Below are 14505 nucleotides of genomic sequence, written 5' to 3' on the forward strand. Positions count from 1 at the left end.
GCGCGAGGCCTGCGCCAATTCGCCGGATTTGACGCAGTTTGTGCCCGATCGTGTCAGATCAGCTTGCCGGGGTTGAGCAGCCCTTGCGGATCGAGCGCCTGCTTGACCGCGCGCAGCATCGACAGCGCCACCGGATCGCCCAGCCGCGCCAGTTCGTCGCGCTTGAGCTGGCCGATGCCGTGCTCGGCCGAGATCGAGCCGCCCCACTCGGTCACGAGGTCGTGGACGCGGCGGCTGATCGCCTTGCCTTGCGTGGCGTTCCAGGCGCGGGCGTCGGGTGCCTGCGGGGCGATGACGTGATAATGCACGTTGCCGTCGCCGAGGTGCCCGAAGGCGATCGCCTCGGTGCCGGGAAACTCGGCTTCCAGCATCGGCGCGGTGGTCTCGACGAAGGCGGGCATCGCCTCGACCGGCACCGAGATGTCGTGCTGCACGGCGGGGCCGCGCGCGCGCTCGGCGGCGGGGACGGTCTCGCGGATCAGCCAGAACGCCTCGGCCTGGGTCTCGTTGGCGGACAGCGCAGCGTCCTCCACCAGTTCCTTGTCGAAGGCGTCGCCCATCATCGTCTCGCAGCGTTCGCGCAGGGTGTCCGCGCCGGTATGGTCGGCGACGACCTCGATCAGGACGTGCCAGGCATGGCGGCCTTCCAGCGGCGGACGGGCGCTTGGCAGGTGATCGACGACCGCATCGATGCTCGCCTGCGGCATGACCTCGAAACCTTCGAGCGACCGGCCCTCCACCGCGTCGCAATGGAGCAGCAGCGCGCGGGCGGCGGGGAGCGAGGACACGCCCGCCCAGATCACCACGCGTTCGGCGACGGCGGGTTCCAGCTTGAGCGTCGCGGCGGTGACGATGCCGAGCACGCCTTCGGAGCCGATCAGCAACTGCTTCAGGTCGAAGCCGCGGTTGTCCTTCTTGAGCGGGGTGAGCTGCGAGAACACCTGCCCGTCGGGCAGCACCGCCTCCAGTCCCAGCACCAGCGCGCGCATCGACCCGTGGCGCAGCACCTGGCAGCCGCCCGCGTTGGTGGAGACCAGCCCGCCGACGGTGGCCGAGCCCTTGCCGCCCAGCGTCAGCGGAAAGCGCAGGCCTTCCGCGTCGGCGGCTTCGTGCAGGGTCTGGAGGATGACGCCTGCCTCGCAGGTGGCGCGGCCCGATTCGCGGTCGATCGCGCGGATCGCGTTCATCCGGCGCAGCGAAAGGAGCAGGGCGGTGCCGCTTTCGTCCGGGGTGGCGCCGCCCGACATGCCCGAGTTGCCGCCCTGCGGGACGATCGGCACGCCATGCCGCGCGCAGAGCCGGACGAGCGCCGACAATTCCATGGTGTCGGCCGGCGATGCCAGTGCGCAGGCGCGGCCGGTGAAGCGCCCGCGCCAGTCGGTCAGCCAGGGCGCGACGAGTTCGGGGTCGGTCGTCAGTCCTCGCGCGCCGAGCAGGGCGGCGGCGTCTTCGAGGAACGGGGAGGAGGCAGCGTCGATCATGCCGGCGATATGGCACATGCCAGCCGCCGTTTCACCATCAGGCGATGTTTATTGCCTTCGGGGAATCGAAGAGAGTTAAGCGCCGGTTCAAGCTCTTGCGGTATGGCGATCGTCTCGGCATCGCTGTGCCGGGTCGATTTTTGTCCGGGGATTCGATTGCGCTCATGAGTCTGGCGTCCGTCCTGCTTTATCCCATCATGCTGCTGTTCCCGGCGGCAGGGACCGGCGATGCGCCGCGCGCAGACGCCAGGCAGGCCGAGCAGGTGAGCATTCCCGGCGAGGCGGACTTGTGGCTGCCCGCGGAGACTTCACCCCTGACGTCCGAGGCGCCGTTCGCCGCCAGCTTGATGCCCGAAGTCGCGCCTGACGATTCGTGGCAGGTGCGCATCGAGCAGCGCATGACCATCCGCATCACCCCGCGTGCTTCTATCCCGATGCCGGAGATGTTCGTGGGCATGCCGGGCGGCGACGCCCCGCCGATGACCGAGCGCAAGATTGGCAACTGCCTGCCGCTCGCCGGGATCGTCAGCGTCCGCCCCGACCGCGCAAACCGGCTGTTGCTGCTGATGCGCGACCGCCGGGTGGTGAGCGCCGAACTCGACCGGTCGTGCCGGGCCCGGGACTTCTATTCGGGCTTCCTGATGGAACGCAGCGAGGACGGGCGCCTGTGCGTCGATCGCGACACGCTGCTGTCGCGCAGCGGCATGAGCTGCACGCTCACCCGCATCCGCCAACTGGTGGAACAGGAGCACTAGTACCGCGTCCGTCGATGGCATGCTCCACCGGCCAGGCTGGCAATCCCTTGCCTTTCCCGCTGCCTTACGCGGAATTCCTTGACTTTGCCGCTCTTTTCCGCAAATGGCCCGCTGTCGCGCGGCAGGTGTCGCGGGCGGTGCTTTATCCCGCCCCGGCTTCATGCCGCTGCCCTACGTGAACTTTTTTCCGGAAAAACCAAACGCCTATGAGCTTTGCCGATCTCGGCCTGTCTGACGAATTGCTGCAAGCGGTGGAGGCTGCGGGCTATACCGAGCCGACTCCGATCCAGGCACAGACTATCCCCCCGGTCCTGATGATGAAGGATCTGATCGGCATCGCCCAGACGGGCACGGGTAAGACCGCCGCCTTCGTGCTGCCGATGATCGACATCCTCGGCCATGGTCGCCGCCGCGCGCTGATGCCGCGCTCGCTGATCCTCGAGCCCACGCGCGAGCTTGCCGCGCAGGTGGCCGAGAACTTCGAGAAGTACGGCAAGAACCACGACCTGAAGATGGCGCTGCTGATCGGCGGCGTGCAGATGGGCGACCAGCTCAAGGCGCTGTCCGCCGGCGTCGACGTGCTGATCGCCACGCCGGGCCGCCTGATGGACCTGTTCGAGCGCGGCAAGATCATGCTGACGGGCTGCGAGCTGCTCGTCATCGACGAGGCCGACCGCATGCTCGACATGGGCTTCATCCCGGACATCGAGACGATCTGCTCGAAGCTGCCGGCCAACCGCCAGACGCTGCTGTTCTCGGCGACGATGCCGCCGGTCATCAAGAAGCTGGCCGACCGCTTCCTGACGAACCCGAAGTACGTCGAAGTGGCCCGCCCGGCCTCTACCAACCTCAACATCGCCCAGCACAAGGTTCTGGTCCCCGCGCGCAAGAAGCGCGAGGCGCTGCGCCAGATCCTGCGTTCGGACAACGTCACCTCCGCGATCGTCTTCGCCAACCGCAAGACCACGGTGCGCGAACTGGCCAAGAGCCTCAAGGGCCACGGTTTCTCCGCCGGCGAAATTCACGGCGACATGGACCAGTCCGCGCGCAACGCCGAACTGGAGCGCTTCAAGGCCGGCGATATCAGCATCCTGTGCGCCTCGGACGTCGCCGCGCGCGGCCTCGACGTGAAGGGTGTGAGCCACGTCTTCAACTTCGATACGCCCTGGCATCCGGACGATTACGTCCACCGCATCGGCCGCACCGGCCGTGGCGGGGCGACGGGCCGGGCCTTCACGTTCGTGGCGCCCGAGGATGCCGAGGCGATCGGCAACGTCGAGAAGCTGACCGGCGGTCCGATCCCGCTCTTCCAGCTGGACGGTGAAGTCGAGAGCGAGCCCGTCGAGGCAAAGCCCGTCCGTGCCGCCAGGCCCGCTCGCGAAGCGAAGCCCGTACGTGCAGAAAAGCCCGTGCGCGAGGAGAAGCCGAAGCGTGAGGCCCGCTCCGAGTCTCGGGCCGAGCCTAGGGCGGAGCGTGCTCCGCGCCGCGAGCCGAAAGCGGAAGAACCGCGCCGCAGCACCCGTCGCCGCGAGCCTGCCGAGGCGCACGACGATGGTAGCTGGAACGGTCCGGTGCCGAACTTCCTGGGCGTCTCGGCGCTGAACTGAGCGGGCGGGCGATAGGCGCCCGCTGCCGCTTTCGTCGTTACGAACGAAATACCCCAGGACGGCGTGATGTTGCCCTGGGGTATTTCGTTTCGATCGCCGGTGACGGCGTGAGGCGTCAGGCTGCCGCCCGTCGCCGTCGCCAGAACAGCAGCCCTCCGACGCCCGCCGCCAGCAGCCCGAGCATGCCCGGTTCGGGAACCTGCGTACCACCCGAGGACGAACCGCCTTCGATCGGGGTGGTCGGAGGGGTGGAACCCGGATCGTAGCTGGTGCCGGTATACGTGCCGACATGCATCTCGCCGTTCTGGACGAGGCTGCCGAACACCGCCGAGCCCTGGATGTAGTTGCCGGTCGTCGCGGCCGCCGTCGGTGCCAGGACCGAGCCGCCCCATGCCGTCGTCAGCGAGAGGTCGGTGGCTTCGTAGAAGTTCCAGATGACGTGCTCGCCCAGGTTCTGGGTGCCGCCGAGGAAGTTGTCGTTCAGTGTGATCGACCCGCCCGAGACGTTGACGATGGCGGTGTCGGCGCCGTTGAGGTTGAACTGGATCTCCCCGATCTTGTCGAGGTCCGCTGCCGAGATGGTGAACACCGCGACGCCGTTCGCGTCCGGCTGCGCGTCGAAGGTGCCGCGATTGCCGCTGATGGTCAGCTGGCTGTTGGCGGTCTCGGTGCTCATGTCGTGGCTGAGCCCGGTCATCGAGGTCTGGATGAGGCTCGCCTGCTGAGTCAGGTTCTGGCTGAACGACGGGTCGCTGGAGGCGAGGCCCGAAGTCACCGTGTTGTTGTTTACGTTGGTGTTGCTGATCGACCCGCCGACCAGCACCGTCTGCGCCGCGCCGTTCAGGTTGAGGCCGCTGTTGACGCTGCCGCCGACGACCGCGCCCGAACCGTTGTTGAGGTTCTTGGCGCCGCCGTTGACGTCGCCCACCACGGTCAGCCCCGGCGTGCCCGTGCTGGACGCGGGCAGGGACTGGATCTGGTAGTTCGAGGAGTTGCCGTTGAGGTCGCCGGCGACGAAAGTGCGGCCCTCGACCTCGGAGGAAGAGGTCAGGTCGCCCAGCACCACCAGGTTCCAGGTGCGCAGGACGTCGAGCCCCGCGATCATGCTGGAATCGGCAAGCAGCGGGCTGGCGGACAAGGCGGCAGCCACGGCGGCCAGCGAAAGAGAAACGGTGCGGATGCGTGCCATGGCGTGTGTCCCGAAATGGCGGATGTGACGATCGGGATCCGTATATTTACTTGGCGATTTGGAAAGCACCCGTTTCGCGCTGTCCCCCCGTGGAACAGGGATTGGCTGGTTAGCGGGAATTTACGATATTTGAACGGTTCGTGTGGCCGCCAGTATCGATGGGCACTTGATCGGCGGCTTCGGAGACGCTGCCAGCGCTCCGAAGCCATGCCGATTCGCGCTTACTTCACCTTGTTCTGGAAGCTCTTGCGCAGCTTCATCAGCTTGGGCGGGATCAGCGCCAGGCAATAGGGGTTGCGCTGTCCTTCGCCTTCCCAATACTCCTGGTGGTAGTCCTCGGCGGGATACCAGGGCGCAGGGCCTTCGATGGTGGTCACCGCGGTCTCGCCGGGATGCTCGTCGTTCCAGCGCACGATCGCGGCAGCAGCTTCCTCGGCTTGCGCATCGTCCTGGGGGAAGATCGCCGAGCGATACTGCGTGCCGACGTCGTTGCCCTGACGGTTGAGCTGCGAGGGATCGTGCGTGCCGAGGAACACGTCGAGCACTTCGGCATAGGAAATGACGGCGGGATCGTAGGCGAACCGGATCGCCTCGGCATGCCCGGTCGTGCCCGAGCACACTGCCTTGTAAGTGGGATTCTCGACCGAGCCGCCGATATAGCCGCTCTCCACGTCGCTCACCCCCACCACGTCGCGGAAGACCGCCTCGGTGCACCAGAAGCACCCGCCAGCCACGATTGCCGTTTCCATCGTCTTCACATGTCCTCGAATTGAAAGCCTTGCGCGCTAGATAGGAAGCGGTTGGCCGCTTGTCATTGCCCGGCGCTCGGCTAGTCTCGCACACGCTTCAAATCCACGAGGAGAGAACCCCATGCGCCGCGCCCTGCTGACCCTGTCGTCTCTCCTCGGGCTGGTCGTCGCACCGCTCTGCGCGCAGGCGGCCGGCAAGGAAGCCGTGGGCAGGGAAACCGTGCGCAAGGAAACCGGGGCCGAGGCGTGCAAGGGCTGCGAGGCGCTGCTCGAACTCGCCGCCGCCAGCCCGCTGCGCAAGGACGACCGCGCGCGCGATGCCGCACGCCACCCGGTCGAGACGCTCTCGTTCTTCCGCGTGGGCCCGCAGATGAAGGTCGGCGAATATGCACCGGGCGGCGAATGGTATTCGCGCTTCCTGGGGCTCTACCTCGGCCAGCAGGGACATCTGGTGGGGCTCTATTTCGACCCCACCAGCGGCGCCTTCAAGCCCGAGCGGCAGGACGGCATCCGCAAGGCCGCGGCCCAGTATCCCGCCGACGTCGCCAGGTTCACCGGCCTGCCGGCGGACAAGTTCGCCGCCTATACCCTCGATGTCGTGCCGGAAGCGGAGAAGGGCACATTCGACGTCATCGTCATCCCGCGCATGATGCACAACCTGCTGAACTGGAACATCGCCGACAGCGAGATCAAGGCGATGCGCGGCCTGCTCAAGCCGGGCGGGCTCGTGGGGATCGAGCAGCACCGGGCCCGGCCCGACGCGCCTTATTCCTACTCCGACGGATCGAAGGGCTACCTGCGCGAGGCGGACGTGATCCGCTTCATGGAAGTGAACGGCTTCGACCTTGTCGGCCAATCGGAGATCAGCGCGAATCCGAAGGATACCGCCAACTGGCCCGACGGCGTCTGGACCCTGCCGCCCACGCTCGCGCTCAAGGAGCAGGACAAGGCGAAGTACCTCGCGATCGGCGAAAGCGATCGCATGACCCTGCTGTTTCGCAAGCGTGACTGATTGCACAGTGGCGGGCGGCCGCTCTGGACTTCATGCGGCCCAGTCCATAACTGGGGCCGCATGACCCGCCAGATAACCGTCGCCGCCCTGCAACTCGCCCTCGGCTCTGCCGACGAAGCCGAGAACATCGCCGCCGTCTCCGCGCTGGTGGAGGAGGCCGCCGGGAAGGGCGCGCAAGTGGTGCTGCCGCCCGAGCTGTTTTCCGGACCCTATTTCTGCAAGGTCGAGGACGAGGCGATCTTCGCCACTGCCCGCCCGACGCTGGAGCACCCCTCGGTCATCGCCATGAAGGCGCTGGCGGCGAAGCTGAAGGTGGCGATCCCGACCAGCTTCTTCGAGCGCGACGGGCACCATTACTACAACACCCTGGCCATGATCGGTGCCGATGGCGAGATCATGGGCACTTACCGCAAGAGCCATATCCCCGATGGTCCGGGCTACGAGGAGAAGTACTACTTCCGCCCCGGCAACGACGGCTTCAAGGTCTGGGACGTGTTCGGGGCCCGCATCGGCGTCGGCGTGTGCTGGGACCAGTGGTACCCCGAATGCGCCCGCGTCATGGCGCTGATGGGCGCGGAACTGCTGTTCTATCCCACCGCCATCGGCTCCGAGCCTTACGATGCCACGCTCGACACCAGCCGGATGTGGCGCCGGGCGATGATCGGCCATGCGGTATCCAACTGCATGCCGGTGATCGCCGCCAACCGTATCGGCGCCGAAGCCGAATGCGGCAGCGAGCAGACGTTCTACGGCCATTCCTTCATCACCGACGAGTGGGGCGACTACATCGAGGAATTCGGGCGCGAGGAGACCGGCGTACTGGTCGCCACGCTCGACCTCGCCCGCGCCGCCACGCACCGCGCCGGGATGGGCTTCTTCCGTGACCGGCGCCCGCAGCTTTACACGCGAATCGCGCAGGACGTCTGAACCGAAAGGAGCGCGCCGCGCATGGGCAAGCATCGCTATCTGGTCGCGCTGGGGTCCAACATGCGCCACCCGCGCCACGGTTCGCCGCGCGGCGTGCTGGCGGCGGCGCTCAAGGCGCTCGATCACGGCAAGTACGAGGTTCTGGCGGCGTCGCCGGTGATCGAAAGCGCACCGCTCGGCCCTTCGCGCCGGCGCTACGCCAACGCGGTGGCGATCGTGCGCACGCGGCGCGAGCCCGGCGAAGTGCTGCGCAAGCTGCATCGCATCGAGCACAAGTTCGGCCGCCGCCGCCGGGGTAGTGCATGGGGTGCGCGCGTGCTCGACCTCGACATCGTATTGTGGAGCAAGGGCGCATTCCATTCGGATGGATCGGGGGACCATGGCGAACTGGTGATCCCGCATCCGGCGTTCCGCGAGCGGCGCTTCGTGCTCGATCCCGCTGCTCGGATCGCGGCGCGGTGGCGCGATCCGTTGACGAACCTGACTGTGGGACATTTGCGTGCCCGCTTGACCAAGCCGCGCGTCGCCCCTAGGTGACCCCGACCGGAACGCTTCGCGTCACGGGGGCCCTTAGCTCAGTCGGTAGAGCAACTGACTTTTAATCAGTAGGTCGCTGGTTCGAACCCAGCAGGGCTCACCATGAATTCCCGACATCGTGGTGACAGGCGCGGCGCGGATCAGGCGTGATCGGGCGCTTCCCGGTGCGCGATGCGCAAAAGCGCCAGCCCGATCAGCCCTGACAGCGCCGACCCTGCGAGAATGCCGATCTTCGCCTCGGCCTGGAGCACGGGGTCGCCGGGAAAGGCGAGCAGGGCGATGAACAGGCTCATCGTGAAGCCGATGCCGCAGAGCATCGCGACGCCGAGCAGCTGCAGGCGGCTGGCATGCGCAGGCGCGTCGGCGAGGCCCAGCCTGATCGCAAGTGCCGAAAGCCCGAAGACGCCGAGCGGCTTGCCGAGCCAAAGCCCCGCCGCGACCCCCAGCGTCACCGGTGCCGCCAGCGCCTTTGCGGGCATCGCGAGGAACGGCACGCCGGCATTGGCAAGGGCGAAGAGCGGGACGATGACGAAGCCCACCGGCAGATGGAGCGCCTGTTCGAGCCGGTGCACCGGGCTGGCGGCGTCGCCGTCCGGGCGGCCGGGCGTGGTGTCCATCGGGATCGTCAGCGCCAGCACCACGCCCGAGAGCGTCGCGTGGATGCCCGAACGCAGCACGAAAATCCACAGTATCGCGCCCAGCAGCAGATAGATCGCGAGGCGGCGGACCTTCAGGCGGTTCATGGCGAACAGCACGGCAACGATCAGCCCCGCGCCGAACAGGTCGGGCAGCGAGATCTGCGCGGTATAGAACGCCGCGATGATGAGGACCGCACCGAGGTCGTCGATGATCGCCAGTGCCGCCAGGAATACCCGCAGCGAGGCCGGAACCCGGTTGCCCAGCAGCGAGATGACGCCCAGCGCGAAGGCGATGTCGGTGGCGGCGGGGATCGCCCAGCCCCTGGCCGTCTCGCCGGTGTTGAAGGCGTAGAACAGCAGGGCCGGGACCGCCATCCCGCCAATCGCGGCGATGCCCGGCAGCACCCGCCGCGACCACGTCGAGAGCTGGCCGTCGAGCATCTCGCGCTTGATCTCTAGCCCGACCAGCAGGAAGAACACCGCCATCAGCGCATCGTTGATCCAGTGCGCGATCGAGAGCGGGCCGAGAGGAACGTGCAGGGCGGCCTCATAGGCTGCCGCCAGCGGGGAGTTGGCAAGCACCAGCGCCAGCGCCGCCATGGCCATGAGCAACAGCCCTGCGGAAGACTGTCCGGTCAGGAAACGGCGAAGGGCACTGGGGGACGCGACAGGGGCAACGGCCATGGGAAGCTCCGCCAAAGGGGGCAGGAGCACCGGCGGCCCGACCGATGCATACCAGAAACCTGCCCGCAGCGACGAGCACCCGGCAGGAACCTTGGCATTGCCTGGCCGCGCGGGCAACCTGTCATTTGCGAGGCGCAGCCGGCTGGTGCCGCAGAATGGGCAATGCCCATTCCCGAACGCCCTCTCAGAAGCCTAGGTCTTCGATCTTCCCGTCGAAGTTGCCGCCCAGCTTGGTGTTCGCCGCCGCCAGCTTCTCCACCGGAACGCCGGCGAGGTAGCCGTCGATGATGCGCTGGTAATTGCTGATGAGACCCTCGACCTTGCTCGAAAGGCGCATGAACTCGAAGCCCGAGGCGTGCAGGCCCTTCTGCTGGATCGGGATGTTCGCATAGTCCTGCCGCGGGATCGGCGGGAAGTCCTGGCTGTCGAAGGGCAGGACGATCGGCTCCATCACCGGCTCGGGCTCCTCGCCTTCGGGGAAGAAGGTGAGCGACCACAATTCGAAGAAGCAGCTTTCCGGCCCCAGCGGGCGGATGCGGTAGGCGGACATCGAGCTGAAGTAGGGCAGCAGGAAGTAGTGCGGGAACAGGAATTCCACCGCGTTGATCGGGTCGGTCTGCGCCACCGAGATCAGGTCGGGGATCGGCTCGCCGCGCTCCTTCAACTGGGCGCTGACCTGGTGCATGACCATGCCCAGCCACATCATCATCGCCTGCCCCTTGTCTTCGGGCAGCCCCTGCGTTGCGTGCTGGAGGGCCTTGGCGATCGCCACTTCCTTCTCGTGGAGCATGCCCGCCATGCCTTCGCTGAGCAGCTCCATGTTCGTGATCTGTGCGGCGATGTTCTCCTCGATGGTGAGCGCCGGGTCGGCCAGCATCGGCGCGCGGCTGGGATTGTCGGCCATCGCGTACATCGAATCGTACATCGTCGGCACCGCGTGCTGGAGCTGCGGGTGCGTCTGCATGACATGGTAGCCTTCCATGAAGGCCTCCATCGCGATCTTCCAGTTCGCCGGCAGCACGGTGCCGTAGCACCATTCGGCGCGCAGCTTGTGGAGGTTGTGTGCCTCCAGCCGCTGGGCGACGGGGCCGAGGCATTCGCGCACCGGGCGCGCATCGTCGTCATGGTTGATCCACACGCTGCCGCCGAACACTTCGGCGCGGCACGGCCGCAGGTTGATGTCGTCCCCGTCCAGTTGCCGCTCGGAGAACAGGTGCTTGCCGTAGACCAGCGTGTTCTCGCCATCCATGTTCCAGCGCCAGCCGTGGAACGGGCAGACGAAGCCGGACTTCGCGCAGTTGCCCGATGCCACGGCGTGGGAGGAGCCCAGCGGCGAGCCGCCCGCGATCGGCACGCCGCGATGGCGACAGGCATTGTGGAAGGCCTTCACGCCGCTTGCCGTGCGCACGACGATGACCGACTTGCCGACGTTCTCGTACTCGATCCAGTCGCCGACCTCGGGGATCTGCTCCTCGCGGCAGGCCATCTGCCAGACGTGGGGCCACAAGTGGTCCAGTTCGGCCTGGTAGAATTCGGGATCGTAGTAGCGCTTGACCGGGATGCGTTCGGGATCGTCGATCGGGAACGGCACGGGCCGCAGCCCGCCGTTGGCTGATTTGAGCACTGCCCTGTACCTCTCGCTGTTACTCTCGTTCGTATTGAACCAGTGTATAGCGTGAGGAGCGGGAGGCAATCACCACCCGGCTGCCGGTAATCGCGGGCGCGGTAATTGGAGTTCCTCCCCGAGCTTGTCTCGGGGAGGGGGACCGCCGCCGCAGGCGGTGGTGGAGGGGCGAGCCTTGCGCAATTCCCCCTCCGTCAGTCGCTGCGCGACTGCCACCTCCCCGAGACAAGCTCGGGGAGGAATAAGTGTCACGCCGGCTTCACGAAGCTGTCGAGTACGCGCTTGTTGCCGGCCTGCTCGAACTCGATCTCCAGCTTGTTGCCTTCCTGCGCCACCACTGCGCCGTAGCCGAACTTCTCGTGGAAGACGCGCGCGCCGACGGCGATGTCGGTGCGGGGCTTGGCGGCGAAGCTGGCGGCGGAGCGGGTGCTTTCGACTACGCGCTTGGGGCTAGCGTCGTATTCCTTGGCGGCAGCGCGCTGCCAGCCGGGGCCGCGCGTGACGATCCGCGAGGGTTGCATCCGCGCCACGTCGGCAAAGGGATCGGCGTGCTCCGACCACTGCGCCCGCCACAGCGAGGCACCGCCCGACAGCGTCGTCTCGGAGTCGACGTGCTCCTCGGGCAGTTCGGCGATGAAGCGCGAGGGGATCGAGCTGGTCCACTGGCCGTAGATGCGCCGGTTGGCCGCATGCAGGATCGTGCACTTCTTCTTCGCCCGCGTGATCGCGACGTAGGCGAGCCGGCGTTCTTCCTCCAGACTGGCAAGGCCGCCTTCGTCGAGCGAGCGCTGCGAGGGGAACACGCCTTCCTCCCAGCCGGGCAGGAACACGTTGTCGAATTCCAACCCCTTCGCCCCGTGCATGGTCATGATCGTGACCTTCTCCTCCTCGGCCGCGTTCTCGTTGTCCATGACGAGGCTGACGTGTTCGAGGAAGTCGCCGAGGCTGTCGTATTCCTCCATGGCGCGGGCGAGTTCGACGAGGTTTTCCAGTCGCCCGTTGGCCTCGGCGGTCTTCTCCGCCTGCAGCGCGTCGGTGTAGCCGCATTCGTCGAGCACGGTGCGCAAGAGGTCGGCAGGGCCTTCGGTGGCCGACAGGTCGCGCCAGCGCGCGAAGTCGCGCATCAGAGCGAGGAAGGTGTTGCGCGCGCGGGCGGGAAGTTCGTCGGTGTCGGCGATCTCGATCGCGGCGTTCGACAGCGGGATGCCGCGATTTCGTGCCAGCCGGTGCAGCGCCTCCAGTGCCTTGGCGCCGAGGCCGCGCTTGGGGGCGTTGTAGATGCGCTCGAACGCGAGGTCGTCGGCGGGCTGGGCGATCACGCGCAAGTATGCCAGCGCGTCGCGGATCTCCGCGCGTTCGTAGAAGCGGAAGCCGCCGACGATGCGGTACTTCATGCCGATGGAGATGAATCGGTCCTCGAATTCGCGCGTCTGGTACTGCGCGCGCACGAGGATGGCGATCTGGTCGAGCGGGGCGCCCTGACGCTCCAGCCGCTCGATCTCGTCACCGACGCGGCGGGCCTCCTCCGGCCCGTCCCAGACGCCGACGACCTGCACCTTGTCGCCCGCGTGCCGCTCGGTCCACAGGGTCTTGCCGAGGCGCTGGGTGTTCTCGTCGATCAGGCCGGAGGCGGCGGCAAGGATCTGCGGCGTGGAGCGGTAGTTCTGCTCCAGCTTGATGACCTTAGCGCCGGGAAAGTCCTTCTCGAAGCGCAGGATGTTGGCCACTTCGGCGCCGCGCCAGGAGTAGATCGACTGGTCGTCGTCGCCCACCACGCAGATGTTCTGGCGGCCCTGCGCGATCAGGCGCAGCCACAAGTACTGGACCTGGTTGGTGTCCTGATATTCGTCCACCATGACGTACTTGAAGCGGCTCTGGTACTGCTCCAGCACGTCGCGGTGGGTGCGCAGGATGTTGAGCATGTGCAGCAGCAGGTCGCCGAAATCGCAGGCGTTCACTGCCTTCAGCCGGTCCTGATAGAGCTTGTAGAACTTCTGGCCCTTGCCGTTGGCGTAGCTTTCGTTCTCTCCGGCGTCGAGGTCCTGCGGGTTCAGGCCGCGGTTCTTCCAGCGATCGATGCAGCCTGCCAGCTGGCGCGCGGGCCAGCGCTTTTCGTCCAGCCCTTCGGCCTGGATCAGCTGCTTGAGCAGGCGCAGCTGGTCGTCGGTGTCGATGATCGTGAAGTTGCTCTGCAGGCCCACCAGTTCGGCATGGCGGCGCAGCATCTTGGCAGCGACGGCGTGGAAGGTGCCGAGCCAGGGCATGCCCTCCACCGCCGGGCCGATCAGGTGGCCGACCCGCTCGCGCATCTCGCGCGCGGCCTTGTTGGTGAAGGTGACGCACAGGATCTCGCTCGGCCATGCAAGGCGGCTGTGTACGAGATGGGCGAGGCGGCGGGTGAGCGCCGCCGTCTTGCCGGTGCCCGCGCCCGCGAGCATCAGCACGGGGCCTTCGGTCGTCAGCACGGCCTCGCGCTGGGGATCGTTGAGGCCGTCGATCAGCGGATCAGAGGAGGGAGCTTGCAGGTTGTTCACCGTGAACAACTAGGGAACGGCATGGCCCGGTGCAAGCCCGGTTCGTCGCAGCGGAGGAACAATTGCCGGTGCGCTTCGTCGTTCAATCACAACGATGACATAAACGGAGAGTGAGAAATGCGCAAAGTTCTGCTCGCCGGCTCTGCTGCCCTCAGCCTGTTGGTGGTCCCCGCCGCCATCCATGCCCAGAGCGACCCTGCCGCCCCCGCCGCTTCCGAAATGCCCGCCGCGCCGCCATCTGCTCCGGCTCCGGCCATGCCGCCTCCGGCCGCCTCCAGCGCCGCCGCGCCAACGCTTACGCCGGAGCAGCAGGCCATTTACGACAGCTGGACCCCGGCGCAGAAGTCCGACTACGAAAGCTGGCCGAACGACTACAAGGTCTATTACTGGACGCTGAGCATGGACCAGCAGAAGGGCTATTGGGCATTGACGCCCGACCAGCGCGGCCAGATCTACAAGATGACTCCCGAACAGCGGCAGATGGCCTGGAATTCGGTGCTGCAGCAGCTCAAGGGCGAGACGCCTTCGACGCCTCCGGGGCAGGCCAACCCTCCGGGACCGGGCGTGCCGACCGAGGGCGTCCCCGATCCGCAAGCCGCGAACCAGGCCGCGCGCCCGGCGATGCCTGCGGACGAGAACTATCAGGGCGGCCCGTACAAGGGTGCACTGACCCCGCCGCCTGCGACCGCGATGGACAAGACTTATCCGGTCTGCAGCAAGACGGTGACCGACAACTGCCGCAATCGCGGCGGGAAGTAAGCGCAAAAC

12 protein-coding genes and 1 tRNA gene are annotated in these 14505 nt (G+C 67.0%); 7 read left to right on the forward strand and 6 right to left on the reverse strand.

What is annotated here, in order from left to right; all coding sequences use genetic code 11:
- Positions 1–53 precede the first annotated feature (53 nt).
- Positions 54–1499 carry an FAD-binding oxidoreductase gene (locus V2S85_RS04645; protein WP_330701701.1) on the reverse strand — a complete coding sequence of 482 codons (1446 nt, stop codon included), beginning with the start codon at positions 1497–1499 and terminating at the stop codon, positions 54–56.
- Between the two features lie 146 nt (positions 1500–1645).
- Between V2S85_RS04645 and V2S85_RS04650 the strand changes: the two genes are divergently transcribed.
- Entirely contained in the window at positions 1646–2236 is a 591-nt protein-coding gene (locus V2S85_RS04650) for a hypothetical protein (protein ID WP_330701702.1), read from the forward strand.
- Between the two features lie 206 nt (positions 2237–2442).
- Positions 2443–3843 carry a DEAD/DEAH box helicase gene (locus tag V2S85_RS04655; RefSeq protein WP_330701703.1) on the forward strand — a complete coding sequence of 467 codons (1401 nt, stop codon included), beginning with the start codon at positions 2443–2445 and terminating at the stop codon, positions 3841–3843.
- A gap of 115 nt (positions 3844–3958) precedes the next feature.
- Here the strand turns inward: V2S85_RS04655 and V2S85_RS04660 are convergent, their stop codons facing one another.
- Both V2S85_RS04660 and msrA read right to left on the reverse strand, forming a co-directional pair.
- Complete coding sequence (locus tag V2S85_RS04660) at positions 3959–5032, reverse strand: choice-of-anchor A family protein (protein WP_330701704.1); 1074 nt, start codon at positions 5030–5032, stop codon at positions 3959–3961.
- Between the two features lie 221 nt (positions 5033–5253).
- Positions 5254–5781, reverse strand: a complete 528-nt coding sequence (msrA, locus tag V2S85_RS04665) for a peptide-methionine (S)-S-oxide reductase MsrA (RefSeq protein WP_330701705.1) — start codon at positions 5779–5781, stop codon at positions 5254–5256.
- A 121-nt stretch (positions 5782–5902) separates the two neighbouring features.
- Here msrA and V2S85_RS04670 point away from each other — a divergent pair, with 121 nt between their 5' ends.
- From V2S85_RS04670 to V2S85_RS04685, 4 genes are all read left to right on the forward strand, one after another.
- Positions 5903–6793, forward strand: a complete 891-nt coding sequence (locus V2S85_RS04670) for a methyltransferase (RefSeq protein WP_330701706.1) — start codon at positions 5903–5905, stop codon at positions 6791–6793.
- Positions 6794–6853: 60 nt separating this feature from the next.
- On the forward strand, positions 6854–7720 hold the full coding sequence (gene aguB, locus V2S85_RS04675) for an N-carbamoylputrescine amidase (RefSeq protein ID WP_330701707.1): 867 nt from the start codon (positions 6854–6856) through the stop codon (positions 7718–7720).
- Between the two features lie 21 nt (positions 7721–7741).
- Positions 7742–8257: a 2-amino-4-hydroxy-6-hydroxymethyldihydropteridine diphosphokinase gene (folK, locus tag V2S85_RS04680; protein ID WP_330701708.1), complete on the forward strand. Its 516-nt coding sequence runs from the start codon at positions 7742–7744 to the stop codon at positions 8255–8257.
- Between the two features lie 27 nt (positions 8258–8284).
- A tRNA-Lys gene (locus V2S85_RS04685) sits at positions 8285–8360 on the forward strand.
- A gap of 37 nt (positions 8361–8397) precedes the next feature.
- On the opposite strand, the gene nhaA is transcribed toward V2S85_RS04685, so the two are convergent.
- The 3 genes from nhaA to V2S85_RS04700 all read right to left on the reverse strand — a co-directional run bounded on the left by nhaA (position 8398) and on the right by V2S85_RS04700 (position 13737).
- On the reverse strand, positions 8398–9579 hold the full coding sequence (nhaA, locus tag V2S85_RS04690; protein WP_330701709.1) for a Na+/H+ antiporter NhaA: 1182 nt from the start codon (positions 9577–9579) through the stop codon (positions 8398–8400).
- 184 nt (positions 9580–9763) lie between these two features.
- Complete coding sequence (locus V2S85_RS04695; RefSeq protein ID WP_330701710.1) at positions 9764–11203, reverse strand: aromatic ring-hydroxylating dioxygenase subunit alpha; 1440 nt, start codon at positions 11201–11203, stop codon at positions 9764–9766.
- Positions 11204–11451: 248 nt separating this feature from the next.
- Positions 11452–13737, reverse strand: coding sequence for an ATP-dependent helicase (locus V2S85_RS04700; protein ID WP_330701711.1), 2286 nt, complete (start codon positions 13735–13737; stop codon positions 11452–11454).
- Between the two features lie 117 nt (positions 13738–13854).
- On the opposite strand from V2S85_RS04700, the gene V2S85_RS04705 reads away from it, so the two are divergent.
- Positions 13855–14496 carry a hypothetical protein gene (locus V2S85_RS04705; RefSeq protein WP_330701712.1) on the forward strand — a complete coding sequence of 214 codons (642 nt, stop codon included), beginning with the start codon at positions 13855–13857 and terminating at the stop codon, positions 14494–14496.
- The last annotated feature ends 9 nt before the right edge of the window (positions 14497–14505 follow it).

The organism is Novosphingobium resinovorum, assembly GCF_036352595.1.
GTDB lineage: Bacteria > Pseudomonadota > Alphaproteobacteria > Sphingomonadales > Sphingomonadaceae > Novosphingobium > Novosphingobium resinovorum_B.